Below are 23621 nucleotides of genomic sequence, written 5' to 3'. Positions count from 1 at the left end.
ATCACATGACCGGGGATGCGTCGGATCGACAGGCGATCGCGGCTCCGGCGCGTATGACGCCACTGGTGCGGGTGTCGGCTGATGGTGCAACAGGTCTTCGGCCGGGTCGAAGTGCAGTCTTTGTCCGCCTTCGCCTGCGGTCCAGTACGGACACCGCAGAAACTCTCCTGGCTCCAGGCGTACTGCTACCCGCCGCCGCAGTGAAACAACGAAGACTTCGCTGTGGGATTCGTTTCGCTGAATGGAATCCACTGTTCGCCCACTTAATGTAACCCACCGGGTTAGGCCTCTTGAAAATACCCCCGGGTGGCGTGGCCCGGCCGCCTATCCGCCTGAAACAGGCCGATCGCGGATCGGTCTTGGATCACACCCGCCCGTGCGGCGGAAATGTGTAGAAGGAACGATGGCCATGAATGCGAACTCCTCTGTGCTGGTCCGGCGGTCGCGCACGTGCCTGGCCGCTGTCGCTGTTGCCGGAGCTCTGGGACTGCTCAGTGCGTGCGGCGGATCATCACAACCCAAACCAGCAGGCGCACTGAGTCCCGGCACTGGTCAGACCCTGCCTGGAACGCCCGGTGCCTCTGGAACGGGCGGTGCGGTCAGCCCACCACCAAGCACGCCCTCGACCTCACCCACCGCCGGCCAATCGTCCGCTCCGGCGGCCGCCAACGCGGTGACGATCAAGAACTTTGCGTTCTCCCCGGCCAAACTGACGGTCAAGGCGGGCACGAAGGTGACCTGGACCAACACCGACCCCGACACTCACACCGTCACCAGTAAGCAAGGATCGGGCGGGCCGCTGAAGTCGGCAGGCCTGGCCACCAACGACACCTACAGCTACACCTTCACCAAACCCGGCACCTACGCCTACTACTGCACCATCCACCCGTTCATGAAGGCCACCGTGGAGGTGACCCCGTGACCGAACCCACACACGACTCCAGCGGCGACGGCGAGCACGGCATGTCCCGCCGTCAGCTCCTGCGGCACTCCGCCTGGTTCGGTGGCGCCGTCATCCTGACAGTCACCGGGGGAGAGGTGATCAGCCATATCCCCGGTTCGACGGACCCCACCCCGGCGGGCAGCGCAGACCTGCGATTCGTGCAGATTTCCGACAGCCACATCGGCTTCCATGGCCCGGCCAACCTGAATGTCGCCGGAACGCTCACCGCAGCGATCAACCAGGTCAACTCACTCGGATTCCGCCCCGACTTCGTCATGCACAGCGGCGACCTGACACACCTTTCCACCCCCGCCCAGTTCGACCAGGTCAAGCAGATGCTGTCGCAGCTGCGCACGGACCGGATCTTCACCGTGCCGGGCGAGCACGACTCGATCGGAGACAACGGACGCGCATACCGAAAAGCTTTCGCCAAAAACACCCTCGGCGACGGCTGGTACAGCTTCGACACTCATGGTGTGCACTTCATCGCGCTGGTCAACACTCTGCACCTTGAGCAACTCGGCCACCTGGGCAGCGATCAGATCGATTTCGTCCGCAAGGACATCGCCGGCCTGTCGTCGGACACCCCAATCGTCGTCTTCAGCCACATCCCCTTGTTCGCGATGTATCCGAAGTGGGGCTGGGGCACCGACGATGCGGTGAAGGTGCTGTCGATGCTGCGCCGTTTCTCCTCAGTCACGTGCCTCAACGGGCACGTCCACCAGCTCTTCACCAAGACCGAGGGCAACATCACCTTCCACTCGGCCGCCCCCACCTGCTACCCGTTTCCCAAACCCGGCCAGGGCCCCGCCCCCATTCCGCAGGTGCTGCCCGCCGGACGCCTCAAGGACGCACTCGGCATCCGCACCGTCAACTACCGGCAGGGCAGCCACGCACTGGCGGTCAAGGACGCGAAACTCACATGAACCCCCGGAGCCTGCCCGCCCTCGCACTGCGCTTGGTGCTCGCCGCCACGCTCGCGGTAAGCGGATACATCCACGCCCAGCTCTACATCGACGGATACCGCTTCATCCACGTCATCGGCCCGTTGTTCCTGCTGCAGGCCGGCGCCGCCCTCGCGGTTGCCGCACTTCTCCTGTTGGCGGCACCCCTGCTACTCCGAATCGCCGCCGCCGCAATTGCCATTGGCGCGCTCGCCGGGTTCGCCACATCCCGCACCATCGGGTTGTTCGGGTTCACCGAACGCGGCCTGCAGCCCGCCCCGCAGGCGCTGCTCAGCCTCATCGCCGAGACGCTGACCCTGCTGATTGTCGTGGCCTGGCAGGTGTTCGAGGTCCGGCGACACCGTCGCACCCGGCCGCACCACGACGAGACCAGCCGAGTGCGGCCCGACCTCCGCACCATGGCACCGGACAGATGAACCAGAGACCGACGCGCCTCCCACACAGCGGACACCACCCGGCGCGGCGGCCCACCCGCCGGTCGACAAGTGGCAGGCCGGCCATCGAAGAGGGAGCATGGACAGGAAGCGTGCGCTTCATGCGCCGACCGTGTGTCCGCGCGGACGGCAAAAATTTTTCAGAATGCGCACCGGACTGAGTTACTGGGCTCGAACTTTCTTGCGCGGGCCATCGGGATGCGCGCAGTCTTGGGCTGACGTGATTTGAGACGCGCCCTGACGGTTCGCTGCGCCGACGCATATAGATGGTCACGAGCCGGACCGATGCGCGATTCGACCGTGCGTGTCGGTCTAAAACCAGAGCGGTTATCGGGGTTTTGTTTTCGAGCGACGGGCGGACACGTCGATCCCAGGGCACCCCTCGAGGCTTGAGTGCCGTCTGCCGCACTTCGCCACTCCACCTGTAGGAATATCCCGAACATTTCGATCAGAAACGGGGCCTGCGCATGGGATGGCTCACCTTCGGTTACTTCATATCGTATGTTCCGTACGCCATGCTGGTGAAGGCGCTGGCCAGCGGAGTGACCCCGCTGTCGGGGAAGCCGGTCAACGGCTTTGAATTGCTGCCTGCAGCCGTCCTGGGACAGCTCGTGGCGATGCCTGTGTTCGTAGCCCTGTCGGGTTGGTGGCGGCATATGCGGCGGGGTGGAATCGGGAGGCGTCGGATTCCAGTGGCGGGTCGGGAAACGTTGGCGTCCGGCTTCTTCGCTTCACTTATTATCGGCACTACCACGATGAACTATACCTTTTCCGGCGTCTCGATCCTCTTCATGCTGTTGTTGATGCGCGGGGGAGTTCTGGCTGTTTCTCCGTTGGTCGACAAGGCGCGTGGGCGGCGGGTGACGGCATCTTCCTGGGTGGGGTTGTGCCTCAGCCTGATCGCGGTTTCAGTGGCACTCGGTGATGTGAACAGCTACCACCTCACGCTGGCTGCCGTGCTGAGCGTTCTGATCTATCTCGTCGGCTACATGGGCCGGTTCGAAATCATGAGCCGGGTGGCCAAGTCGGGGGTTCTCGCGACAGACCGCCGCTTCTTCGTGGAGGAGCATGTCGCCGCACCGGTTTGGCTGGCTCTGCTGCTGGCGGCGGGGGCACTGGCCGGGCAAGCGCAGTTGCGTGCGGGCTTCACCACATTCCTCGGTACCCCTGTCGCGTGGGCGGCGGCGGGCATAGGCGTGGCGTACGAGGTGCTGTTCGTCTTCGCTTCGCTGATCTACCTGGACCGGCGCGAGTACACCTGGGGCGTGCCGGCATGGGCGTTCGCCAGCCTGATGTCCGGTCTGGCCGCCTCCTTCTCGCTGACGTGGGTGGCCGGGCTCCAAGCTCCGGGGGATGCTCAGCTCCTCGCGCTCGTCTTCGGCGTCGGCGCGGCGGCGGCGCTGTCCTACCCGTCGGCCGTCACCTGGTGGCGGGTACGCGCCACGGGGGCGGTGTGCCGCGTGCTGTTCGTCTGCGGCGGGAACACCTCCCGTTCGCCCATGGCCGAGGTCATTGCGTGGGCCCAGGCCGCGGAGGCGGGAGTCGCGTACGCCTTCCGGTTCTCCAGCGCGGGTGTTGCGACGACGCGGCCTGGGGACCCGATGGCTCCCGACGCCCGGTCCGCGCTCGCTGAGCTCGGACTGGACCGAGTGCGGGGTCCAGGGAATCCCCGGCTTCACCGAGCACGCTCGGTCACCCCTGAGCTCTGCCGGGACAGCTCCGTCATCTACTGCATGACCCGGGCCCATCGCCACGGGGTGATCGCCATGGCACCCGAGGCCGAGGGCCGCACCCTGTGTCTGGATCCGCGCCGTGACATCCCCAATCCGGAGGGGCAGTCCCCGGAGGTGTACGGCCGATGCGCCCGGCACATCCAGCGGTCCGTCCGCGTCCGCCTCGGCGAACTCCTTCGCTCCGACCTCCTCGCGGCGCACCGTCGAGCCGCAACACCCGGATGTGGCAGGTGATCGCGGTGATCGGCAGCATCCCGGAGGCGTTGGTGGACGCCCTGTGCGAGGCGTTCGACCGCGGTGATCGGCCCACGCCTGATTACGCCAACCGGCCGCCGTCGCTGGACGACGTCGTCGAACGCCGTGCCCGCGCCGCCAGGTCGGGAGCGCTGCCGGCCAAGGGGGAAGACGCCGCGGACACCGCCGCCGTACGGGCCCACTTCCGCGACAACCTGTGCTTCTACGGGCCGCCGACCGCCGGCTACGCGGATGTACTGCGCCTGCTGCTGGGCATCGACTCCGACCGTCCCATCGTGTGCACCCCGGCTGTCAATCGGTTCGTCCTGCCGCGGGCCCCTCTGAAGGAGTACGTCCAATGGAGCGGCTGATGAGTGGGTGCGATGCCGCCGTCACGCGGCGAGCACACATAGTCGCAGTGGTCACCCAACCTGAGGATCTCACCGCGCCTCGCCTGCGCGGCCTCGCAGGGGTGGCCGACGCGCTGGAGGTACGTGCCGACCTGGTCGGCGACCCCGATCCGCACCGGCTGCGTCGACACTTCACCGGGCCAGTGACCTACAGCCTGCGCTCCCCGCGCCACGGCGGTCGCTCGGCTGCCGGCCCGGTAGAACGCCGCACTCGGCTCCTCCGCGCGGCGGACCACTATGACGTGGTCGATCTGGAGGCCGTGGACGACCTGGTCCCGGAACTGCTGGCGGGGATCCCCGCCCGGCAGCGACGCGTCTCCTGGCACCAGCCCGAACCCGCACGCCCCGAGCGGAGCGCCGACCACGGGGCCGGCGTGCTGGAGGCATCCGCGGAACTGCGGGAGCGGTTCGCCGCGATGGCCACCACACCTGCGCTGCTGTATCTCCTCGTGTCGCAGTCGGGAATCCAGTACGGGTCGGCCTCGCCGCTGCTGCTCACCGGGCTCGGGCGCTCCGACGTGACGGCGTTCGCGTCCGGTCCGGCCGGCACCTGGACACGGGTGCTGGCGCCGTGGCTGGGCGCGCCCCTTGCCTTCGGCCGGGCCGGTGCCCCGGGGGCGGACGGAATGCCGAGCGTGGGCCAACTCCTGACTGACTACGGACTGCCCGCTCTGCCACCGCTCAGCGCCCTGTTCGGCATTGTCGGCCATACCTCGGGACGCTCGCTGTCACCCCGGCTGCACAATGCGGCGTTGCGAGAGCTGCGGCTGCCCGCGCTCTACCTGCCCTTCCAGGTGGACACGTTCCCCCGCTTCTGGCACTGGGCCAACGGCTTCGGTGCGCTGGCCCGGCTGCCCCTACGCGGGCTGACCGTGACCGCTCCCCACAAGCAGAGCGCGGTCGAAGTGGCCGACATCGTCGGCCCGCAGGTGCTGCGGTGCGGCGCGGCCAACGTTCTGTGGCTCGACGCCGGGCGCTGGCGGGCGGCCACCACCGACACCGCCGCTGTCCTGCACATCCTTGCCCGGGCCGGGGTCGACCCCAGCGGCCGCAGGGCCGCCGTCATCGGTTGCGGCAGCACCGGGCAGGCCGTCGCGCTGGCCCTGCTCCAGGCCGGAGCCCGGGTGACCTTGGTCAACCGGGGGCATGCGCGCGGCCGGGAAGCCTCCTCGCGCCTCGGGGCTCCCTACGTACCGCTCTCCCGGTTCTCCCCGGCAGGACACGCTGTGCTCGTCCACGCCACGCCCCTGGCGGAAAGGCAACCGTTTCCGGTTGCCGCCGTCGACCCGGACGCGGCGGTGTTGGAAATGGTCTACCGCGATCCTCCGACCGCGCTCATGAGCGCCACCCGCGCCCGCGGACTGACCGGCATCGACGGCTGGGACGTCCTGCACGTCGAAGTGAGCGAACAATTTCGGCTGTTGACAGGCCATCCGTTCCCGGATGCGCTGCCAGTGCGCTCCCTCTGCTTCAGCCCGGTCGAGTGCGCCGACGTCCACGACCTCACGGAGCCGGGGGAATCGCCCCCGGCGCAGTCCCCGATGCAACCCACGAGCGGAGAGGCCCCATGACAACCCGTTCGGCCTCCCCCGCCGGACCGGCCGCACCGCGGCCGCCGGACACCCCCGACGTCTCGGCGTTGCTGGGCGACTGGGTCAACACCGACCAGGGCAGTTCGAAGGGCGCCCTACGGCTGAAGGTGACGTGGCACGAGAAGGGCCTGTACGTCAGGGCTTTCGGCACCGGCAGCCCGCAGCCGCGCGACTGGGGTGAGGTGTCGGCGGTCGTGTACACCGCGCCAGGAACCCCATCGGCCGCCTGGTCGTTCTCGGCGATCTACCACTTCGGCTCGCTGCGCACTGTCCTGTGCGCCTACCACAAGACGGGCATCCTGGTGGCCACCACGAGCAGTATCTTCAGCGATGGCGGCGGGGGCGCCGACCACTGGGCCCGCTCGTTCTTCCACAGGGCGGAGGGGCGGACATGACAGCACGGACGGTCGATGCGACGCCGCTGGCCGGTGGCTGGGTCAACTTCGACACCACCGCCACAGGTATCGACCTGGTCGATGCCGCGGTCGACGGCAGCCAGCTCATGCTGCGGATCACCGAGCGCGGCGACCCGGACCCGTCACAAGAGACGCGCGTGCCGACGGCAACGCCCGTCACCGGCGCCACCCTGCCCGCCGTCCCGCTGGCCGACGACATGGACGCCCCCGAGGCCGTGGCCTTCCTCGCCGAAGGTCCGCTCGGCTCCCGCCAGGTCATCCTCTGCGGCTATCTCAACCGCGGCCTGCTGACCATCGATGTCCATACCGTCCATACCGTCGATCCGCGGATACCGAACGTGATGTACCGCGCCCACTTCTACCGTTCGGAAGGGGCCGTCCTCCTATGACCGACGACCTGGGCCACGGTCCGGCCCGCGATCCGGTGGCCGGGGGCGACCGGGTCGTTCTCGACGCCGTGGCGAAGCTGGCCGCGGACAACTTCGCCCCCCGCGCCGAGGAATACGACCGCAGGGCCGTCTTCCCCGCCGAGGACTTCGACGATCTGTTCTCCGGCGGGTTCCTGGCCGCCCCTGTGCCGCGGGAGCACGGCGGCCTGGGCTACGGCCCCCAGCAGCGCAACACCCTGCCCCTGTGGGAGATGACCACCACGCTGGCCAAGGCCGATCTGTCACTCGCACGCTGCTGGGAGGGGCACGCCAACGCGCTCGTCCTCATCGACGCCCTGGCCGGCCCGGAGCAGAAGCGACACTGGTTCACCGGTGTGGTCGAACACGGAGAGAAATGGGCCGCCTGGAGCGGAGAACCCCAGGCCCCCAAGCCGGGTGAGAGCGGTCACTTCGGCACCATGCTGACACCCGTCCGCAGCGGCTGGACCCTCCGCGGCAGCAAGGCCTTTGCCACCAGTGCCACCGGAGCCCAGTGGGCGATCCTGCTCGTCGATCCGGCCGGCCCCGGCGGAGCCCGGCACAGCCGGGAGGCCCACGGAAATCTCCTGCTGCTCGCCTGCGACCTGTCCGATCCGACTGTGACTGTGGACAGTTCGTGGTGGGACCCGATCGGCATGCGCGCGACGGTCAGCCATGTGGTGCGGTTCCACGACACCTTCGTACCGCGCGAGCATCTCATCGGCCGCCCCGGCGGCTACTTCGAAGGGCACTGGCAGACCGCTTTCATCCCGCACTACGCTGCCAGCTTCCTCGGTGGCGCTCTGGCCGCGAACGAATACGGGCTCGGGTATCTGATGCGGCAGGGCAAGGGCGGTGATCCCCATGTGCAGCAGCGGGTCGGCAGCATGGCGGTCAACATCGACACCGCCCGTCTCTGGTTGCGCTACGTCGCCGGTCTGTGGGACGAAGGCAGGGTCGAGGAGGCACGGATCGCCGGCAGCAGGGCCTGGCATGTGATCGAGCATTTGGCGGAAGAGACAGTGCACCACGTCATCCGCGCGTGCGGTGCCCGCAGCCTGATCCGCCCGAGCCCCGTGGAGCGGATCCTGCGCGACCTGACCTTCTACGAGCTCCATGACAACGACGATGACGTCCTGGCGACCATCGGGCAGGCCGTACTCGGCGAGCAGCACGACCCGTCGTTCCACAGACCATGACGCCGAACCCTCAAGCCAGGTAAGGGAACACGTCATCGCAGGGAATCCATCGACGACGATGCATGGACATGCGAGACCAGCGATCTACGAGTGCTTGGGCGCGCAGCCGTCGCGCCTGAGGCCGGCTCGGCGCGCGGGGCACGTACGGCTCGCGACGGCCTGCGCGCCGGTCGGCAGGCGACGAGCATGGCCGCGTCGGCAGGGGCGTCCGGCGGTGCACCTGAAGGTGCCCGCTCTCGTCGGCCGTCCGGCCCAACCGCTCTCCTCGATTCGCGTCCCTGCTGGCGCGCCGACTGGACCCGGCAGGGACTCTTCGGACGTACTGGCGAGATCGGCCCGCAACGCCTGGAGAACATGTTGAGAAACCCTCGCCTCGCGACCGCCTCGGTCGCCGCTGGCGCCATGCGTGCCACGGTGCAAAACGGTTGCTCGGGCGGCAGAAGGACGTCGATCGGCGTGAGCCCGCAGCCCGCACCGGCGGCGGTCGCATCCGCCCGCACCGATCCTCGCTTTGTCTCCGGGCCGTCGGCCCGCACCACCGGCACTCCCAGCGCCGCGCTCGGCACCACGTGGGATGCCGTCCAGTTCCAGGGCGGCAAAATCGAGAGCGGGGGCGGCTGATCACGTGGACGGCCTCGCTCACCCTGCCAACCACCGACGGCTCTACGGCGTCCTGTGGATGCTCCTGCCCGTGGCGGTCATGATCGGCCTCTACTGGTACGGCCGGGTACACACCCCCGCCTACGAGAACAGCCTCTTCGGGCAGCGCGGCGACGACGCCAGACTGCTCAAAGCCCAACTCGGCTCCGCACTGCTGGGCCTGGCGCTGATTCAGCTACTTCTCGCCCTCTGGATGTACGGCCGCCTGCCCGCACTGCGAACCGCACCGCACCGGGTCCACACGACGCACCGCCTCATCGGTCTGACCGCCTTCCTCCTCTCCCTCCCCATCGCTCAGCACTGCATCACCACCTACGGCGTCCAGCTGACCGACGCCCGCGTGGCGCTGCACTCGCTCACCGGCTGCTTCCTCTACGGGGCCTTCGTCGCCAAGGTCATCGTGGTCCGCCACCGCCACTGGCCCAGCTGGGCACTCCCTCTGGCTGGAGGCACCCTCGTCACCGCGATCGCCCTGGTCTGGTACGCCGCCCCCTTCTGGTACCTGAACGGCTTCCAGGTCCCCGGCCTGTGAGTTGAGCGTGAGGCGTATGGCGATGTGCACGGCGACGTCGCCGCGTTCATCGACGCCGCCCTGCACGGGCGAGCCGTCAGGGGATCGCGAGCCGGACCCGTTCCGTCACGACCGCCAGGTCCTGCTCGATCGCGGCAGCCGCCGCCGTGAGCGCGGGCAGCACCGCTCGCCGCACATCGTCCAGGGTGCCCCGGCTGGCGTGGGTGGAGACGTTCACGGCGGCCACCACCCGGCCGGTACGGTCGTGCATCGGGACCGCGATCGACCGCAGGCCCTCCTCCAGTTCCTGGTCCACCAGGGCGTGACCGTTCCGTCGCGCCTGCGCCACGGCCTCGGCGAGATCGGCGGCATCGACCCGGGTGAACGGGGTCAGCGGCCGCACCGAGGCGCGGACCAGCCGCTCGGCCGCCTCCTGCTCGGGCAGACCGGCCAGCAGCACCCGGCCCATGGAGGTGGCGTACGCGGGGAAGCGGGTGCCGACCGTGATGTTGACGCTCATGATGCGTACGGTGTGCACCCGGGCGACGTACATGATGTCGTCGTCGGCCAGCACTGCGACGGACGCCGAGTCGTGCACCTGCTCCACCAGCCGGGCCAGATGGGGCTGCGCGATCTCCGCGAAGGTCAGCTGGGAGAGCCGGGCGTAGCCCAGTTCCAGCACCTTGGGCAGCAGCGTGAAGCGGCGCCCCTCACCGGCAGGGGCCGCGTACCCCAGCTGCTGGAGGGAGAGCAGTGCCCGGCGGGCGGTGGCGCGGGCCAGGCCGGTGGCCTCCGCGGCGCCGGACAGGGTGAGCCCACCGGGTGTCGATCCCAGGGCGGTGAGCACGGCCAGTCCCCGGGTCAGCGACTGCAGGAATTCCGGACCCAGCTCTGCCTTCGTGGCGCGTGAGGTGTCCCGGCCGCCGGGTGCGTGCGGCGTGGCCGTCGGCGCGGGGGAGGCCAGTGCCGCCTCCATCCGCGCCGCGTACTCCCGCAGTCGGGGCAGGGCGTGCTCGGCCAGCGAACGAGCGCTGTGCCTGCTGGTGTGACTGACCACGCTGAGCGCACATACGGTGCTGCCGTCGGGCGCGTGGACGGGGACCGCGACGGCTACCAGACCGGGCTCGATCAGCTGGTCGTCGACGGCCCAGCCGGCGTCCCGGGCGTCGGCCACCCGCTGCCGGAAGGCCGACTCCGCCTCGTCGGGGGCCGGTGGCGCCGGGCGGGGAGGAACGGCGGGGAAGCCGGCGTCGCGGGGGTCCTCGCGCAGCCGGGTACGCCAGGCCGCTTGCTGCTCGGGGCTCCAGTCGGCGGCGAAGAGGGCGCCCGGGGCGCAGCGCTCGGCGGGCAGCAGGTCGCCGATCCGGAAGGCCAGCGCCATGGTGCGCCGCCGGGTGGACTGGCTGATGAACCGCACCCCGGCGCCGTCCGGCACCGCGAGGGAGACCGACTCGTCCAGCTCGTCGGCCAACGCGACGGCGAGCGGTTCCAGGGCGTCGGGGAGACCGGAGCAGGTGAGGTAGGCATTGCCCAGCTCCATCAGGCGAGGCGCGAGCAGCACGTCGCGGTCGTCCTCGATGCGCAGGTATCCCAGGTGGGTGAGGGTGGTGACGATGCGGTCGACGGTGGAGCGGGCCAGGCCGGTGGCGCGGACCAGATCGCCGGGACGCATCCGTGGTCCGGGGTGGGCGGCCAGGGCGCGCAGCACGGCCAGACCGCGCTCCAGCGGTCCGACCGGGTCGCCGCCGGGTTCTGCGGCGTCCGCCTTCGATGCGGTCGCGGCATGCGGCATGCGGTCCTCCTCGTCGAGCCTCCGGGGTGTGCGGAAACCGTACCCGCCGGACCCTTCGGCCGCGCGAGGCGGTCGGGCCCTGCGCTCCCGCTTCGCCTGCGCTGTCGGGATGACCGGCGCCCGGCCCCGGGCAACGCCTGCGGTGCGCGGCCCTCTTCGGGCCCCGCACCGCCGCTGCGTCAGCAAGGGTTCAACCGATGCTCAGGCCCGCGTAGTTCTCGGCCAGCTCCGCGGCCGCGTGCCGGGACGACGAGACGCGGTCCAGCTGGGAGACCTGGAGCCGGGTCTCGAATGCGCTCTGACCCGGGTCGGTGTGCAAGGTCGTCGTCATGAAGTACGAGAAGTGCTCCGCGCGCCACACCCGGCGCAGGCAGGTGTCCGAGTACTCGTCGAGCAGCTCGGCGGAGCCGCTGTCCTTCAGATGGGCGAAGGCCCGGGCGAGCACGACGACGTCGGAGACAGCGAGGTTGAGCCCCTTGGCACCGGTGGGCGGCACGATGTGCGCGGCGTCGCCGGCCAGGAAGACCCGGCCCCAGCGCATGGGCTCGGTGACGAAGCTGCGCATGGGCAGCACTGCCTTGGAGGTGATCGGGCCGCGTGCGAGCCGCCAGTCGCCGTCGGTCGCGAAACGGGCGTCCAGCTCGTCCCATATGCGGTCGTCCGGCCAGTCGGCCGGGTCGGTGCCGTTCGGGACCTGCAGATACAGCCGGCTGACCGTGGCGGAGCGCATGCTGTGCAGGGCGAAGCCGCGCGGCGAATGGGCGTAGATCAGCTCGTCGCAGGACGGCGGGACATCGGCCAGGATGCCGAACCACGAGTAGGGGTAGACCCGCTCGAAGGTGCTCACGACACCGTCCGGGACCGCCCTGCGGGTCACGCCGTGGAATCCGTCGCAGCCCACGATGTAGTCGCAGCTGAGCATCCTGTCCTTGCCCTGGTGGGTGTAGTGGATGACGGGCCGGTCCGTGTCTGCTCCGGCGACTGCGTTCACCTGGGCCTGAAACAACAGCGGGGCGCCGTCCGCCACCTGAAGGGCGATCAGGTCCTTGACGACCTCGGTCTGGGCGTACACCCACACCTTGCGGCCGTCGGTGAGCGACGGGAAGTCGATGCGCTGTGACCGGCGGTCCCAGCGCAGCTCGATGCCGTCGTGGACCAGACCCTCGCGGTCCAGCCGCTCGCCCGCACCCGACTCCAGCTTCTCATCAGGGCTTCTCCTTCGCGGTGTTGAGGCTGGCCATGAGCTGGCGGTTCGCCGCGCGGGCGGCCTTCGCCGAACGACAGGTTCAACGGCCGGCTGCGGTCGGTTTCACGCCCACTCCATGCCCAAGTCGGCTGCTGCTGAACAACGTTACTCGTGACGGGCAGCCCGGTGCGCGGGCTGAGTGGGTGCCCTGTTTGTCTGCGTACGTCCGTGCGCAGACTGGCCGACCACCGTGCTGGGACACCGCCAGATGCGCAACAGCCGAGCTGCGGGTACCTAACCGGTGTGGTTGGTCTTGCGTGCCACAGCGATGCGCATGGTTTCCATCAGTTCCTCGCGGGCGACGCGGAAGGCGCGGCGCGACTGCTCACATTCCGGATCGTCTCGTCTGGCACCAGCCGCCACCACATCCCGGTACTGGGCCAGCTTGTGGGCGGCGTCTCTCGCCTTCGTCACGACCTGCGGCGGGGCCAAGAGCTCTAGCTGGTACTGCTTGACGTAGACCCCGTGATCGAACAGTGCGGTCGGCGCTATCCGCCGATCCTCCTCTGAGGTGTTCGAGTCCCGGCTTGCTTGGCTGACTATGTCCCGGGCCTGGGTCAGCGCTTCCAGGAACTGGGCGTAGGACGTACGCAGAGCCTCTCTATCACGTTCACTGGTGTCCCGGTGCCATCGCAACCGGTCCGCGAGCAAGGTGCTTCCGACACCGATCACTGCTCCGAACGCCGTGCTGAACAGCGTTGTCCACTCCATGGCCACAGCGTACGGAGCCTGTCCCACAACTGAACAGACATGGGCGGTCGGCTGCCTGGTAGCCGTCCACGCAAAGATGCCGGTGTCATGCCCATTTGCCCAGCTCTGCAAGGGCGGTGAGCTGGTCTTAGGTGAGGCGGTCGCGGCGGGTTCTCGGGTTACTGAGGAACACGCCGAGCTTCACAGTGGCGCCGTTGGGGAGTTCTTTTGACGCACCGTCATTCCGATTACGGTTCGGCCTTCCCGTGCGAAGTGCTCACCGCATCTCCACCCCGACCTGGCGCGATCGGCCCGTCTCGTGTCCAGCACCCTCAACCGCGGGAGCGTCGATGAGGGAAGTGTTGGACAAGATCAAGGTTGATCCGGGCCGAGAACTCGTGGTCCCCGTATCGGGCCGAGTCCAGTGCCAGCAGTTGCCGCCGCAACCCCGCGTCCAGATCTCGGTGAACGTGCTCCGAGGCCCGATACACCGCCGCCAGCAACCGTGCCGCAGCGCTGGTATGCCCCTCCAGTAGCAGCCTCACATGTCCCGGGTCCGCGTCAACCAGACCATCCATGTCAGGCAACGTGCCACCTTTCAGGGCGAATACGGCTTGCGGCTCGGCAGTGTTACGCGACATCACCTAGTCATGTTGGCACCGTAGGCAAGCCCACTGACAGCGCCGCACCGCTCACCAACAGCAGACAGTACAACGCCCTCCGTAAGCGCTTGAGGACTGAGGGCTGTCCGAATTGATTACTTTGCGGTCCAATAGCCCAGGCCATTCCCGCCAGCGTCCGCCGCTCGCCGCAGCGCCTCCGGTGAACCCAGCATGCCGTGCGGCAGATAGCCGGACCGGATGCCCAACTCCCACCCATGCACTTGGACCGCAAGGGCGGCCAGGCCAAGGGCGCCGAGCGGCAGCAGAGTCCTGGGGACAGGATCGGGTCCCACGCTTTCCCGGTGCTCGATGAGCCGGGCCGCGAGAGCCTGCTCAAAGGCGTGCTGGTCGTCATCGAGGAGTACGCGAAGGAGGAGCTGGTCCGGTGTCAGGGGGCCGGCTGCGTCCAGTTTCCGGGCCGCCTCGGCGCGCTCGTCGGCGTCCGGCTTGCACAGGGTCACGGTGGGCCAGTCTCGGGGCAGGTGCCCGCGCGCCTGGGTCAGGTAGCCGCACAGTGCATCCATCGCGGCAAGGTCCGCCGGATCCGACGTCGAGTTCAGTTCTGAGTACGGCACTCCGTCGCGGATCGCGGGCGCGTAGTCGTCCCGCAGCAGCAGACCGATCACCCGTCGCCATTCCCACACCAGGCCACTGACCAGGCACATCGTAAACGCGTCGACCCACGTTCCGGCCGTGGGGGCCTGCTCGATGACGTCGCCGAAGGCGATGTCATCGCTGCTGAGCCTCTCGCCGATGAGCGGAAAGACGATCTCCTGGTCGCCGTCGGGGAAGCAGCCAACGCTCAGCACTCCCAGGGAACACTCCGCCGCGGTCCGAAGTGCCGAGCGCGATGCCTCGTCGAGCGCGGGATCCTCCACGGTGCGGGCGGCGATGTGGTCGAGGAGCTCGTCATGCATCTCCTGCAGCTTCTCGGGGGACGGGTCGTCGTAGCGCATCCAGTGCCACCGCCCCCGAGTCCGTCGGCTGATGTCGTCGAGTGCCTGGGCTATGTGCTGTCCGCTGACCCCGTGGCGCGTCACTTCCTGCACGGCTGCCGTCCTCTCATGATCTTTTCTGCCGGACGCGGCACGCTATCAGCCGGATCGGACATTGCCCTGGGTCTGGCCGTGAGATCCCGGCAGCAAACAGGGGCGCTGAGTGGGCGGTGCCGCCGCGCTCCTGTCTGCACCGGGACCCTTCCGCCCGATGTGGGACCTCACTTCCTTCGGTACGAGGTGGGCCAACTCCTCTTCGCGTGAAGGCACGTTGGACGTCGGCGACGTCATCCGGAACCGAATGACGTCGAACGGCTGTATGTGCCGTACGTCGCCAACGTGCCTCACGACGACTCGGACTCGCGGCAAAGGCCGTGTCCCACTGTGATGTGTCGCTTTACACGGGGACAGCGTCCTTGCCCGGCGTCGCGGTCGGGCAGTGCATCGTGGCTCTTTCTTCGGTGCCGGGAGGTCCGGGCAAGTCGCGAAGTTCACCGTATAGGGAAGGGGAACGGCGAAGGGCGTTCGTGAACCCCTCATGCGGATCTCCAGGCGGGGCTGGCCTGAGGGGATGCCCGGATTCGGCGGGCCACCGCTTCAGCGGCACTTGGAGCGCCCGCCGGTAGGGCAGGGCCAGGGCACAGACACGGCGTCCCCCATCGTGGAGTTGTTGACGCTCTGCGATCGGGGACGGCCGTGCCTGGCGGGGGCTGGGGTCAGCAGAGTGCCTTGGCCAGGCGGGTCAGGCCGTCCGCGATCTCGGCGGGGGTGTGGGTGGTGAACGACAGGCGCAGCGTCGCCAAGTCCGGGTGGCCGGCGAAGAAGGGAGCACCGGGGACGTAGGCCACGTTGTGGGCGACCGCTTGCCGGAGCAGGGCGGTCGCGTCGTGGTCGGAGGGGAGGCGGGCCCAGAGGAACATGCCGCCGTCCGGACGGTTCCAGCTGCTCCCGGCGGGCAATGCGTCCGCCAGTCCGGCGAGCAGGGCGTCGCGACGCTCACGATAGGCGTTGCGGACGGTGGTGAGGTGGGCGTCCAGGTCGGAGTCGGCGAGGTAGCGGGCTGTGGCGGCCTGGTCGACTGTCGACGTGTGCAGGTCGGCGGCCTGCTTGGCTATGACGCAGGCGCGCCGGAGCGCGGCCGGGCCGCGCAGCCAGCCGAGCCGCAGCCCGGGGGCCATCACCTTGGAGAAGCTGCTCAGCAGCACTGTGCGGTCCTTTGCCCCGGCACAGCCAGAGATCCACTGCACCGGTTCGCCGCTGAAGCGCAGCTCGCCGTACGGGTCGTCCTCGACGACCCAGAGTCCGCGCCGTGCCGCCACCTCCGCGACCGCTCGCCGGCGTTCGAGTGGCAGCGTCCGGCCGGTCGGGTTCTGGAAGTTGGGCACCAGATACAGCAGCTTGGGCCGTTCCGCCGCGACGAGAGCGTCCAGCGCGTCCGGCATGATGCCGTCCTCATCTGAGGGGACCGGGATGATCCGCGCGGCTGCGAGTCCGAAGCACTGCAGCGCGGCGAGATAGGTCGGATCCTCGACCAGGACGGTGTCGCCGGGCTCCAGCAGGGCCGAGGCCAGCAGCGACAGACCCTGCTGCGAGCCGCCGGTGATCAGCAGGTCCTCGAGGTCGGTCGGCAGGCCGCGCGTGGTGAGCCGGGTGGCGACGGCTGCGCGCAGCGACGGGTCGCCCTCGGTGGTCGAGTACTGCAGCACCTGCCGCGGCGACTCGCGCAGCACCGCGTCGTAGGCCGCGCGGATGCCCTCCGCGTCGAAAAGCTCGGGGGCGGGGAGGCCTCCCGCGAACGAGATGACCTCGGGGCGGGTGGTCAGCGCCAGGATCTCCCGGACGGGGGATGCCGCCACGTCGGCGGTGCGGGCGGCAAGAGCAGGGGCGGCGGTGGTGCCGATATCGGCTGTGGTCGTCATATCTGAGCACCCTACGAAGCTTCGGTCCGTCAGCCAGGGCGATTTCACGATGCGGTCGCCGTGCGGCGGGCCGGGTGCGGTGTGCCCCGGCTCTTGTCCTCTCTTGCGCACGGTGGTGACCATGCCAAATATCTGACAGCCAGTGGGACGGACATGCCGATCTGCTCGCTGACCTCGCGCAGGGGAGAGCAGGTCGACATCGTGACAACTGCCGCCGCGCGGATCGGGACCAGCGACTGGAACCTCACCGGGATCCGCACCAGCGTCGAGGTTCTCCTGGCTCCACCGGCCTGCCTCTCGCCGCCCTCCGTGGATCAGCAGCGGGCGTGGCTTCGGGGCGGCCAGTTGCCCGCGATCGGTCTCACAACTGCGGTGGGACCGGCCGCCCGAGAAACGCGGCAAGCCGATCGATGGCCGGAGCGGTCTCCTCGACGGGTTGCGGCTCGGCGAATCGTCCCGTTCGGGACTGGGGGGCGAGTTGGACCTGAACGAACGCCAGGGCCTGCTCGGTAAGGTCTTCGGGCAGCCGGGCAGGGATTCCGGTGGCTTGGGCGAGGTCCCATCCGTGAGCGAGCAGATCGTACAGGCGGATCTGCAGGCGCTCGGCGCCCGTGGCACTCCCCAAGGGTCCGCGATAACTCCGCTCGAGTACCCCGGGACGAGAGAAAGCGGCCTGCAGCGAAGCGCCGGAGGCCCGGCAGGCCCCGACCGGGTCGTCACCGAGGCGGTCTGCTCCGCGCTCGGGCATCGGGCCACCCTCGATCAAGGCTGCGAACACCAGGTCCATGCCGACCAGGTGGTTGACCACATCGCGCACGTTCCATCCCGTGCAGGGCGTCGGCGCTTTCCACTGCTCGGGGCGGATCTCGGCGATCAGGTCGCCGACGGCTTCGCACGCGCGTGCGAGATCTTCAATAGAAGTGGTAGTCATCAGGCAAGGCTACGGCGGCACCCGTCAGGTGACCCGATGGTTTTCCGGCGGTCCGGAGAAAGCCGGGTGCGTTCACCGAGCCCCTCCCGGCGTTCTGCGTGCGACGGCTCCGGAAGGCGGCCTGAATTCGATAGCTGATCCGCGGCGGGTGTTCTGCAAGGTGCCTCAAGCGCTTCCGCCATGCTCGCGCATCGCGATCCGGGCCAGCTTCGTCAGCATCATGCCGTTGCGGACCGCGACGATGTAATCCACGGGGAGTCCATGCATCCGGGTGCCGGGGCCCCGGAGGGGGTGCCAGTCGAGAACGAGGAGGGTGTTCTCGCCCCAGGGGATCAAGTTCATGGCGATGCGAGCTGCGCCGAAAGGATCTGCCTTGGCTTCCAGTTCGAGGCGGTGTTGCGGTTCGCAGATGCGGACGACGCAAGTGTCGTCGAGGGTCAGGGGGCCGGCACCAACTCGGACTTTCAGGCGGGCGCCTACTTCTGGCCAATGCGAGTCCGCGGCGAGGACCTGCTGGGTTCCTGTCACCCACTCCCCGTAGCGGTGGCCGTCGGACAGCAGTCCCCAGACCTCGGACGGCGAGCTCAGGATCAGACGGCAGTTCCGGGCCACGCTGATCACGTTCTTTCTGGAGGATGAGGGATATGGGAGATGCCGCCGGTCATGGCTCCTCCGGGATGAGGTCGCCCGGCACAGCAGGCGCCGGGCAGCCGTGAAGCCCGGCGCGAGAACCTGGCGATGGGTCAGCCGGTGTGCGCGGATCGTCCGGCGGGCCGCTTCATCGCCGCTGGTGTGGGGCAATCAGTCGAGCGCGCCGTGGAACTGCGGGAAATCCTCAACGGTTTCCGCTTTCGCCACACCATGGATGAACTCCGCCCTTCGCACGGCCAGCGAATGGCTGCTTCGATGAGTCCGAGCCGTCGACTCCGACAATGATGGCCCCTGGCTTCTCAGGCTGGTCAGCCGTGGTCGCCCTCGGCTCGACGGCTGGGCGCGGCCGCACCGGGTTCCTGGTCCGGCCGCCCACGGGCTTGGACTCCAGCCTCATGCCGACTGCACCACCTGCACAATCCGACAGGTCCATACGGGGCTGAGCTGAACCGGATCCCGTAGCGGCTCTGAAGCCAGGCTCTGTTCCGCCGATGGCAACGAGACGGCACCTGGCACCGGGTCCTCACCCGACTTCAGTCCCAGGCCGACGCGAAGGGTGGGATCACGTGGGACCTGAGCGTCGATTCCACAGTGTGTCGCGCCCATCAGCATGCGGCAGGGGCCAGGAAGCAGGGGGACCTACAGAACGAACCACCGGGCGGAGTGCTGGCCGAGCCCCGTGATCACGGGCTGAGACGCTCACGTGGCGGGTTCACCACCAAGCTGCTCGTGGCTGTCGAGCAGGGTCAAAAGCCCATGTCGATCGTGGCGACGGCCGGGCAGCGCGGCGACTCGCCGTAATTCGAGCCCGTGCTGGAGAATGTCCGCGTACCCCGCATCGGATCGGGCCGGCCACGCGTCCGCCCCGATCGAGTACGCGCCGATCGGGCGTACTCCTCCCGCAAGAACCGCGCCTACCTGCACCGCCGTGGAATCCGCTGCACCATCCCATACAAGGCTGACCAGGCCCGCAACCGCAGGAAGCTCGGCTCCCGTGGCGGCCGACGGCCGCGTTTCGATGCGGTGGATTACCGCGAGCGCCATGCGGTCGAGTGCGGGATCAACCGACTTAAAAGGCACAGGGCAGTGGCCACGAGGTACGACAAGCTCGCCGTCCGCCACGAGGCGACTGTGCTGGTCGCAGCCGTGAACGAGTGGCTGTGACCAGCACCGTCGCAACGGCCCTCAGGCGACGTCGAATTCGTTGCCCTCGGGGTCCTGCATGGCGGCGGCGTAGAGCCCCATGTCCGGCTCATCCTTGATCCGCAGCACGGTGGCACCAGCTTTGACCAGCCGTTCCACCGTAGCCTTGACCCGCTGTGTGCGGACGTCCAGTGGGACGTCACGGCCCCCACCGACCTTCAGGTCGAAGTGCCACCGGTTCTTGGCGACCTTCGGCTCCGGAACCTGCTGGAACCACACCCTCGGTCCACGTCCCGCGGGATCGATGATGGACTCCGGAATATCCCCGGCACCGGCTGGCAACTCCGCCTCGGGCACCCCCACCGCCGCCCAGTAAGCACGCCACGTGGCGTGCCCGCCAGGCGGAGGCTCAGGCACGTAGCCCAGGGCCTCGGCCCAGAAAGCCACCATTTTCTGCGGATCGGAGCAGTCGATCGTCAGCTGCACTGTCATCTCCATGCTCGGAGCATGCCAGGCAGGTCTGACAGACGATCCACTTTCGCAACAGGCCGTAACCCAGCAGGCTGCGATGGTGGATGAGCGAGGCCACGTTCCTGACGACCGACGGGCGCCTGCCAATTACGCAGCGACAGGACACATGCATCTCAGCCAGGGGAGTTGTCATTCCTGAGAGGCAGCGTATCGGTGCTGGGTGCCGCGTGCGGGCGGTCGCCGTGGAGGTGGGGACAGCGTCCTTGCCGCCATCCCCTATTTACCTGAAGCTATCCCGCCCGGCCGCTGACCGCACCGGCATGCTATCGATCACAAACTACGGCTGCCGTGTCGGCCGGCGGCAGGGCGCCGATATCGGTGACAACAACGCGCAGCAGGGCGAGCTGGTGGTGGACAGCAGCGGTGGCCCGGCGCTCGTCATCGGTGGCGAGAAGGTCGAGCAGGGCGCCACGGAGCACGGCCAGGGCCAGGGTACGGCGGGTGGCGCCGACCTCACTGTCCCTCTCGGGCTGTGGCTGGCAGGCGGCCAGGACGTCGAGCCAGTCGTTCACGGTGGCGCGGGCGAAGCCGGCCCAGGCGCCGCCGGGCTCGACGAGGGATCGGGTGTACGCCTCGGCCCACAGCCGCAGCAGCGGGCGATGTTCTTCGGCGGCGAGCCAGGCCCAGATGTGCTCAGCCGCAGGGGCCAGGCCGATGGGCTGGTCGGCTTGCGCAAGGTGGTCCAGGACCGTCAGCTCGTCGGTGCGGGCGCGCGCCAGCAGCGCCCTGACCAGGCCGTCTTTGTTCCGGAACAGGAACATCAGAACGCGTGGGCTGGAGCCGATGGCCGACGCCAGCGGGCGCAGGGACAGGTCTGCCAGGCCGTGCGCGAGCGCGTACTGATAGGCGGCCTCCAGCAGTTCGGCCTGCCGGGCGGACGGGATTGTCGCTTCCTGGGACATGGAGCTAGCCTAGCGTTACTGAAACAGTTGTGTCAGTGGCAATGAAATGCAGTCGAGGGGCCAGGAGAGCAACCCATGTCGCAGCAAGAACACCAGCCGCACGTCATCGTGCGCCGTGCCAACCGCCCCGGTGACCTGGGCTGGGTGGTGATGGCCCACGGTGAGATCTACGACCGGCAGTTCCGCTGGAACACCGACTTCGAAGCCTTGGTCGCCAAGATCGTCGCCGGTTATGCTGCCGACCGCGACCGGGCCAAGGAGGCCGCCTGGATCGCCGAGGTCGACGGCGAGCGCGCGGGCTGCGTCTTCCTCGTCGCCGGCGACGAACCAGGGGTGGCCAAGCTGCGCATCCTGCTCGTTACTCCGAAGGCCAGGGGCCTCGGCCTCGGCACCCGCCTTGTCGAGGAATGTCTGGTCTTTGCGCGAGAGGCCGGCTACTGGCAGGTGACACTGTGGACGAACGATGTGCTGGTGTCCGCGCGCAAGATCTACCAGGGTCTCGGCTTCATCCTCGTCGACGAGGAACCCCACAACAGCTTCGGCCACGACCTCGTCGGCCAGAACTGGGTCCTCGACCTGCACACCACCTCGGCGGGCAACCAGAAGGGCCCTGTCGACCAGGCATGAGTGCTTCCCGGGCTGAGTCGGCGAGTGAATAAGGTGAAAGGCGCCAGAGTGCGTCCACGGCAGTGATCAACTGAGGAAGCCGAGGGTCTGGCACATCCCGCGGGTCATCACCCCAGCGAACGACAAAGGAGCGAACGACAAAAGATCGAAGCCCTGACGCACTGGCCGCGGACGTCGGCGAAGCGCGTGCGGTCGTCTCCGAGCTCGGCGAGAACTCGGGCGACGAGCTGGGTATTGAGGCCGGGGAAGCTGAGGATGATCTCGGCGTCCGGGTGCTGCGGGAAGGTTTCCTCCACCGCCTGGGCGAGGTCGTCGACGGCCGTGGCTGCGGCTTCCAGCTGGCCGAGGAGGGCGAGCAGCTGCTTGCCGAGCGCGTCTGCGACCAGGGGCGGCTGATGGGCCCAGTCAGCGCGGAACACTTCGCGGAGCCGGTCGGCCTTGCCTTCCAGGCCACGCTTGCGGCCGACGCGCTTGAGCGCGGCCTGGAGCTGAGTGCGGGTCAGGCGTGCGGCTCGGGACGGCGTTAGATCTGCCATCGCTCCTACCGGCCGTCTGCGGGGTGGGTGGCATGTCGGCCGAGGATTCGAGTCGCTGCGTGGAGGCGTACTCCGATGCGGCCGTGCGGGGGTCGGCCCGGCCGGTCCGGCAGCGTGGGGAGGACGGCGAGGACCTTGGTTTCGGCGTACACGTGAACGTTCACATATACGCCGACAACCAACAGAGACTGACCAGGGCGGCCGGCGAGCACAAGCCATCTGGCCGTCATCGGCCGCTGAAGCGGTTACCGGCCAGGTCGATGCCGGGCGGGCAGACCTGCGGGGTCAACGGAGTGCATAACCTTCTCTGCGTCCCATTCCATGAAGTTGTCGACCACTCGCATCCCCATGGATTCAAGCAGCCGACGGGAACGACGGTTGGCCCTCCGGGGGACCGCTACTACCTCAGGCCGCTCGGACGCGACCTCGTCCAAGGCTCATGACACCGCAGCGGCGACTGCCTCGTGGCCGCGTCCGCAGCCCCCAGTGTTCGGGCAACAGCTGATACGACACCTCGGTCCGATCACACCCGCAGCTACCGGCGGCGGCTGGGCTTCGCTTGCCGGCCCGTGCCTGGCCGCCGCTGCTGGGCTGTCGAAGGGACCGGCAGCCACGGCGCGGGACTCACCGCTTACTGGTGACCGCCGGCGAGCAGGTCGTCGAGGTCTGCCGCCCCAAGCGGCCACCGGTCCGCGGAGTTCGCAACACGGACAGGCACGGTGCCATCCGAGGATTTCGATGAGGCGCATGGTTCACCCGACGATGTGCTTGCGCACTACCGGTTCGCCGTAAGCATCTGTGGAGCCTCTGCCTGAGAGGTCGGACGTGGCTAATCGAGGCGGGAGACCTGGTAGTGGCTGATGTACCAGCCGTCCTCCGCGCGCTCTACCAGTACAACGAGCTTGACACCCAGTGTGGGCCGGTCGGTGAACGAGAAGTCGACGCTCAGGTAGCCGAGCACGAAGTCGTCGGCGGGCTGCCTGGTTTCGAGAATCCGATACGCGGCTGTCATCCCGAGGGGCTGGGAATCGTAGTAGTCGGCGATGCCCTGCCTCCCGACGCTGTAGGGGCGCAGTCCCTGGAAAATTGCGTCCTCGGTGAAGCAGGAGGCGACCTGCTGCGGCTCGTGCCCGTCAACGGCTGCTTTCCACCGGTCGAGGACGCCGTGCAGGATCGCTTTGCCGTCTGTCGTGCTGTTCATCAGGGTTTCTCCTGTCGAGTGGAATCGGGGTGCACAACTGCTGGGCCGGGCGGGTCACGATGGCGGCCGCCAGTCGGCACACAATCCCGGCCCGGGACGGCCGCACTGCGGTCGGTCTTTCTCCGGCATCGGATGCGGAGGCGGGCTCATCGAGGAGCCGGTGCCGACGATGACCGATGCGGCACCAGGTCGCCCAGCGTCGCGGCCGGGTCCTGGCCGCGCTGTCGATGCATTCGGGGGCACCTGTCTCCTCGGCAAGCTGCTCCTCCTCGGAGACGAGGGCGATGGCGA

22 protein-coding genes and 3 pseudogenes are annotated in these 23621 nt (G+C 68.6%); 14 read left to right on the top strand and 11 right to left on the bottom strand.

Annotated elements, in window-relative coordinates; all coding sequences use genetic code 11:
• Window positions 1-81 precede the first annotated feature (81 nt).
• The 12 genes from OG609_RS00900 (at window position 82) to OG609_RS00845 (ending at window position 9525) form a co-directional block, all read left to right on the top strand.
• The gene (locus OG609_RS00900) at window positions 82-204 is read left to right on the top strand and encodes a hypothetical protein (RefSeq protein WP_327270966.1); all 123 of its coding nucleotides are present in this window, start codon (window positions 82-84) and stop codon (window positions 202-204) included.
• A gap of 37 nt (window positions 205-241) precedes the next feature.
• Window positions 242-922 carry a cupredoxin domain-containing protein gene (locus OG609_RS00895; RefSeq protein WP_327270965.1) on the top strand — a complete coding sequence of 227 codons (681 nt, stop codon included), beginning with the start codon at window positions 242-244 and terminating at the stop codon, window positions 920-922.
• Entirely contained in the window at window positions 919-1869 is a 951-nt protein-coding gene (locus tag OG609_RS00890; protein WP_327270964.1) for a metallophosphoesterase family protein, read from the top strand. The genes OG609_RS00895 and OG609_RS00890 overlap by 4 nt, the downstream gene beginning before the upstream one ends.
• The gene (locus tag OG609_RS00885; protein ID WP_327270963.1) at window positions 1866-2324 is read left to right on the top strand and encodes a hypothetical protein; all 459 of its coding nucleotides are present in this window, start codon (window positions 1866-1868) and stop codon (window positions 2322-2324) included. The genes OG609_RS00890 and OG609_RS00885 overlap by 4 nt, the downstream gene beginning before the upstream one ends.
• A 773-nt stretch (window positions 2325-3097) precedes the next feature.
• The gene (locus OG609_RS00880; protein WP_327270962.1) at window positions 3098-4309 is read left to right on the top strand and encodes an arsenate reductase/protein-tyrosine-phosphatase family protein; all 1212 of its coding nucleotides are present in this window, start codon (window positions 3098-3100) and stop codon (window positions 4307-4309) included.
• A 5-nt stretch (window positions 4310-4314) separates the two neighbouring features.
• Entirely contained in the window at window positions 4315-4680 is a 366-nt protein-coding gene (locus tag OG609_RS00875; protein ID WP_327270961.1) for a hypothetical protein, read from the top strand.
• Between the two features lie 47 nt (window positions 4681-4727).
• Window positions 4728-6290 (top strand): hypothetical protein, encoded by a 1563-nt coding sequence (locus tag OG609_RS00870; protein WP_327270960.1) that lies wholly within the window; start codon window positions 4728-4730, stop codon window positions 6288-6290.
• On the top strand, window positions 6287-6706 hold the full coding sequence (locus tag OG609_RS00865) for a hypothetical protein (RefSeq protein ID WP_327270959.1): 420 nt from the start codon (window positions 6287-6289) through the stop codon (window positions 6704-6706). The genes OG609_RS00870 and OG609_RS00865 overlap by 4 nt, the downstream gene beginning before the upstream one ends.
• Window positions 6703-7116, top strand: coding sequence for a hypothetical protein (locus OG609_RS00860; protein WP_327270958.1), 414 nt, complete (start codon window positions 6703-6705; stop codon window positions 7114-7116). The genes OG609_RS00865 and OG609_RS00860 overlap by 4 nt, the downstream gene beginning before the upstream one ends.
• On the top strand, window positions 7113-8333 hold the full coding sequence (locus OG609_RS00855; protein ID WP_327270957.1) for an acyl-CoA dehydrogenase family protein: 1221 nt from the start codon (window positions 7113-7115) through the stop codon (window positions 8331-8333). Before OG609_RS00860 ends, OG609_RS00855 begins: the two co-directional genes overlap by 4 nt.
• 456 nt (window positions 8334-8789) lie before the next feature.
• Window positions 8790-8954 (top strand): hypothetical protein, encoded by a 165-nt coding sequence (locus OG609_RS00850; protein WP_327270956.1) that lies wholly within the window; start codon window positions 8790-8792, stop codon window positions 8952-8954.
• A 4-nt stretch (window positions 8955-8958) separates the two neighbouring features.
• The gene (locus OG609_RS00845) at window positions 8959-9525 is read left to right on the top strand and encodes a DUF6529 family protein (RefSeq protein WP_327270955.1); all 567 of its coding nucleotides are present in this window, start codon (window positions 8959-8961) and stop codon (window positions 9523-9525) included.
• Window positions 9526-9601: 76 nt separating this feature from the next.
• Here OG609_RS00845 and OG609_RS00840 read toward each other — a convergent pair whose 3' ends face one another.
• From OG609_RS00840 to OG609_RS00810, 7 genes and pseudogenes are all read right to left on the bottom strand, one after another.
• Window positions 9602-11296: an IclR family transcriptional regulator domain-containing protein gene (locus tag OG609_RS00840; RefSeq protein ID WP_327270954.1), complete on the bottom strand. Its 1695-nt coding sequence runs from the start codon at window positions 11294-11296 to the stop codon at window positions 9602-9604.
• A 190-nt stretch (window positions 11297-11486) separates the two neighbouring features.
• Window positions 11487-12485: pseudogene (locus tag OG609_RS00835) on the bottom strand (4-hydroxybenzoate 3-monooxygenase); the annotation flags it as partial.
• Window positions 12486-12776: 291 nt separating this feature from the next.
• The gene (locus OG609_RS00830; RefSeq protein WP_327270953.1) at window positions 12777-13253 is read right to left on the bottom strand and encodes a hypothetical protein; all 477 of its coding nucleotides are present in this window, start codon (window positions 13251-13253) and stop codon (window positions 12777-12779) included.
• Window positions 13254-13989: 736 nt separating this feature from the next.
• On the bottom strand, window positions 13990-14943 hold the full coding sequence (locus OG609_RS00825) for an immunity 49 family protein (protein ID WP_327270952.1): 954 nt from the start codon (window positions 14941-14943) through the stop codon (window positions 13990-13992).
• A gap of 662 nt (window positions 14944-15605) precedes the next feature.
• Window positions 15606-16808: an aminotransferase-like domain-containing protein gene (locus OG609_RS00820; RefSeq protein WP_327270951.1), complete on the bottom strand. Its 1203-nt coding sequence runs from the start codon at window positions 16806-16808 to the stop codon at window positions 15606-15608.
• A gap of 361 nt (window positions 16809-17169) precedes the next feature.
• Window positions 17170-17739 carry a TIGR03086 family metal-binding protein gene (locus OG609_RS00815; protein ID WP_327270950.1) on the bottom strand — a complete coding sequence of 190 codons (570 nt, stop codon included), beginning with the start codon at window positions 17737-17739 and terminating at the stop codon, window positions 17170-17172.
• Window positions 17740-17904: 165 nt separating this feature from the next.
• Window positions 17905-18351, bottom strand: coding sequence for an SRPBCC family protein (locus OG609_RS00810; RefSeq protein ID WP_327277898.1), 447 nt, complete (start codon window positions 18349-18351; stop codon window positions 17905-17907).
• Between the two features lie 519 nt (window positions 18352-18870).
• On the opposite strand from OG609_RS00810, the pseudogene OG609_RS45915 reads away from it, so the two are divergent.
• Window positions 18871-19554: pseudogene (locus OG609_RS45915) on the top strand (IS5 family transposase); the annotation flags it as partial.
• 21 nt (window positions 19555-19575) lie between these two features.
• Here the strand turns inward: OG609_RS45915 and OG609_RS00800 are convergent.
• Window positions 19576-20031: a VOC family protein gene (locus OG609_RS00800; protein ID WP_327270948.1), complete on the bottom strand. Its 456-nt coding sequence runs from the start codon at window positions 20029-20031 to the stop codon at window positions 19576-19578.
• Window positions 20032-20327: 296 nt separating this feature from the next.
• Window positions 20328-20966 (bottom strand): TetR/AcrR family transcriptional regulator, encoded by a 639-nt coding sequence (locus OG609_RS00795; protein WP_327270947.1) that lies wholly within the window; start codon window positions 20964-20966, stop codon window positions 20328-20330.
• Between the two features lie 75 nt (window positions 20967-21041).
• Between OG609_RS00795 and OG609_RS00790 the strand changes: the two genes are divergently transcribed.
• A complete protein-coding gene (locus OG609_RS00790; RefSeq protein ID WP_327270946.1) occupies window positions 21042-21593 on the top strand; it encodes a GNAT family N-acetyltransferase in 552 nt (183 codons plus the stop codon).
• A gap of 164 nt (window positions 21594-21757) precedes the next feature.
• Here the strand turns inward: OG609_RS00790 and OG609_RS00785 are convergent.
• Both OG609_RS00785 and OG609_RS00780 read right to left on the bottom strand, forming a co-directional pair.
• A pseudogene (locus OG609_RS00785) lies at window positions 21758-22117 on the bottom strand (IS110 family transposase); the annotation flags it as partial.
• A gap of 841 nt (window positions 22118-22958) precedes the next feature.
• Window positions 22959-23330 carry a YybH family protein gene (locus tag OG609_RS00780; RefSeq protein WP_327270944.1) on the bottom strand — a complete coding sequence of 124 codons (372 nt, stop codon included), beginning with the start codon at window positions 23328-23330 and terminating at the stop codon, window positions 22959-22961.
• Between the last annotated feature and the right edge of the window lie 291 nt (window positions 23331-23621).

This window comes from Streptomyces sp. NBC_01224 (assembly GCF_036002945.1).
GTDB lineage: Bacteria > Actinomycetota > Actinomycetes > Streptomycetales > Streptomycetaceae > Streptomyces.
The sequence above is the reverse complement of the archived record's forward strand: the minus strand, read 5'-3'. Positions and strand labels throughout refer to the sequence as shown.

Excerpts from the sequence above, each read along its gene's own strand:
- OG609_RS00900 (WP_327270966.1), top strand. The coding sequence starts at position 82 with ATGGTGCAACAGGTCTTCGGCCGGGTCGAAGTGCAGTCTTTGTCCGCC.
- OG609_RS00895 (WP_327270965.1), top strand. The coding sequence starts at position 242 with ATGGAATCCACTGTTCGCCCACTTAATGTAACCCACCGGGTTAGGCCT.
- OG609_RS00885 (WP_327270963.1), top strand. The coding sequence starts at position 1,866 with ATGAACCCCCGGAGCCTGCCCGCCCTCGCACTGCGCTTGGTGCTCGCC.
- OG609_RS00880 (WP_327270962.1), top strand. The coding sequence starts at position 3,098 with ATGAACTATACCTTTTCCGGCGTCTCGATCCTCTTCATGCTGTTGTTG.
- OG609_RS00865 (WP_327270959.1), top strand. The coding sequence starts at position 6,287 with ATGACAACCCGTTCGGCCTCCCCCGCCGGACCGGCCGCACCGCGGCCG.
- OG609_RS00860 (WP_327270958.1), top strand. The coding sequence starts at position 6,703 with ATGACAGCACGGACGGTCGATGCGACGCCGCTGGCCGGTGGCTGGGTC.
- OG609_RS00855 (WP_327270957.1), top strand. The coding sequence starts at position 7,113 with ATGACCGACGACCTGGGCCACGGTCCGGCCCGCGATCCGGTGGCCGGG.
- OG609_RS00840 (WP_327270954.1), bottom strand. The coding sequence starts at position 11,296 with ATGCCGCATGCCGCGACCGCATCGAAGGCGGACGCCGCAGAACCCGGC.
- OG609_RS00830 (WP_327270953.1), bottom strand. The coding sequence starts at position 13,253 with ATGGAGTGGACAACGCTGTTCAGCACGGCGTTCGGAGCAGTGATCGGT.
- OG609_RS00820 (WP_327270951.1), bottom strand. The coding sequence starts at position 16,808 with ATGACGACCACAGCCGATATCGGCACCACCGCCGCCCCTGCTCTTGCC.
- OG609_RS00815 (WP_327270950.1), bottom strand. The coding sequence starts at position 17,739 with ATGACTACCACTTCTATTGAAGATCTCGCACGCGCGTGCGAAGCCGTC.
- OG609_RS00800 (WP_327270948.1), bottom strand. The coding sequence starts at position 20,031 with ATGGAGATGACAGTGCAGCTGACGATCGACTGCTCCGATCCGCAGAAA.
- OG609_RS00795 (WP_327270947.1), bottom strand. The coding sequence starts at position 20,966 with ATGTCCCAGGAAGCGACAATCCCGTCCGCCCGGCAGGCCGAACTGCTG.
- OG609_RS00790 (WP_327270946.1), top strand. The coding sequence starts at position 21,042 with ATGTCGCAGCAAGAACACCAGCCGCACGTCATCGTGCGCCGTGCCAAC.
- OG609_RS00780 (WP_327270944.1), bottom strand. The coding sequence starts at position 23,330 with ATGAACAGCACGACAGACGGCAAAGCGATCCTGCACGGCGTCCTCGAC.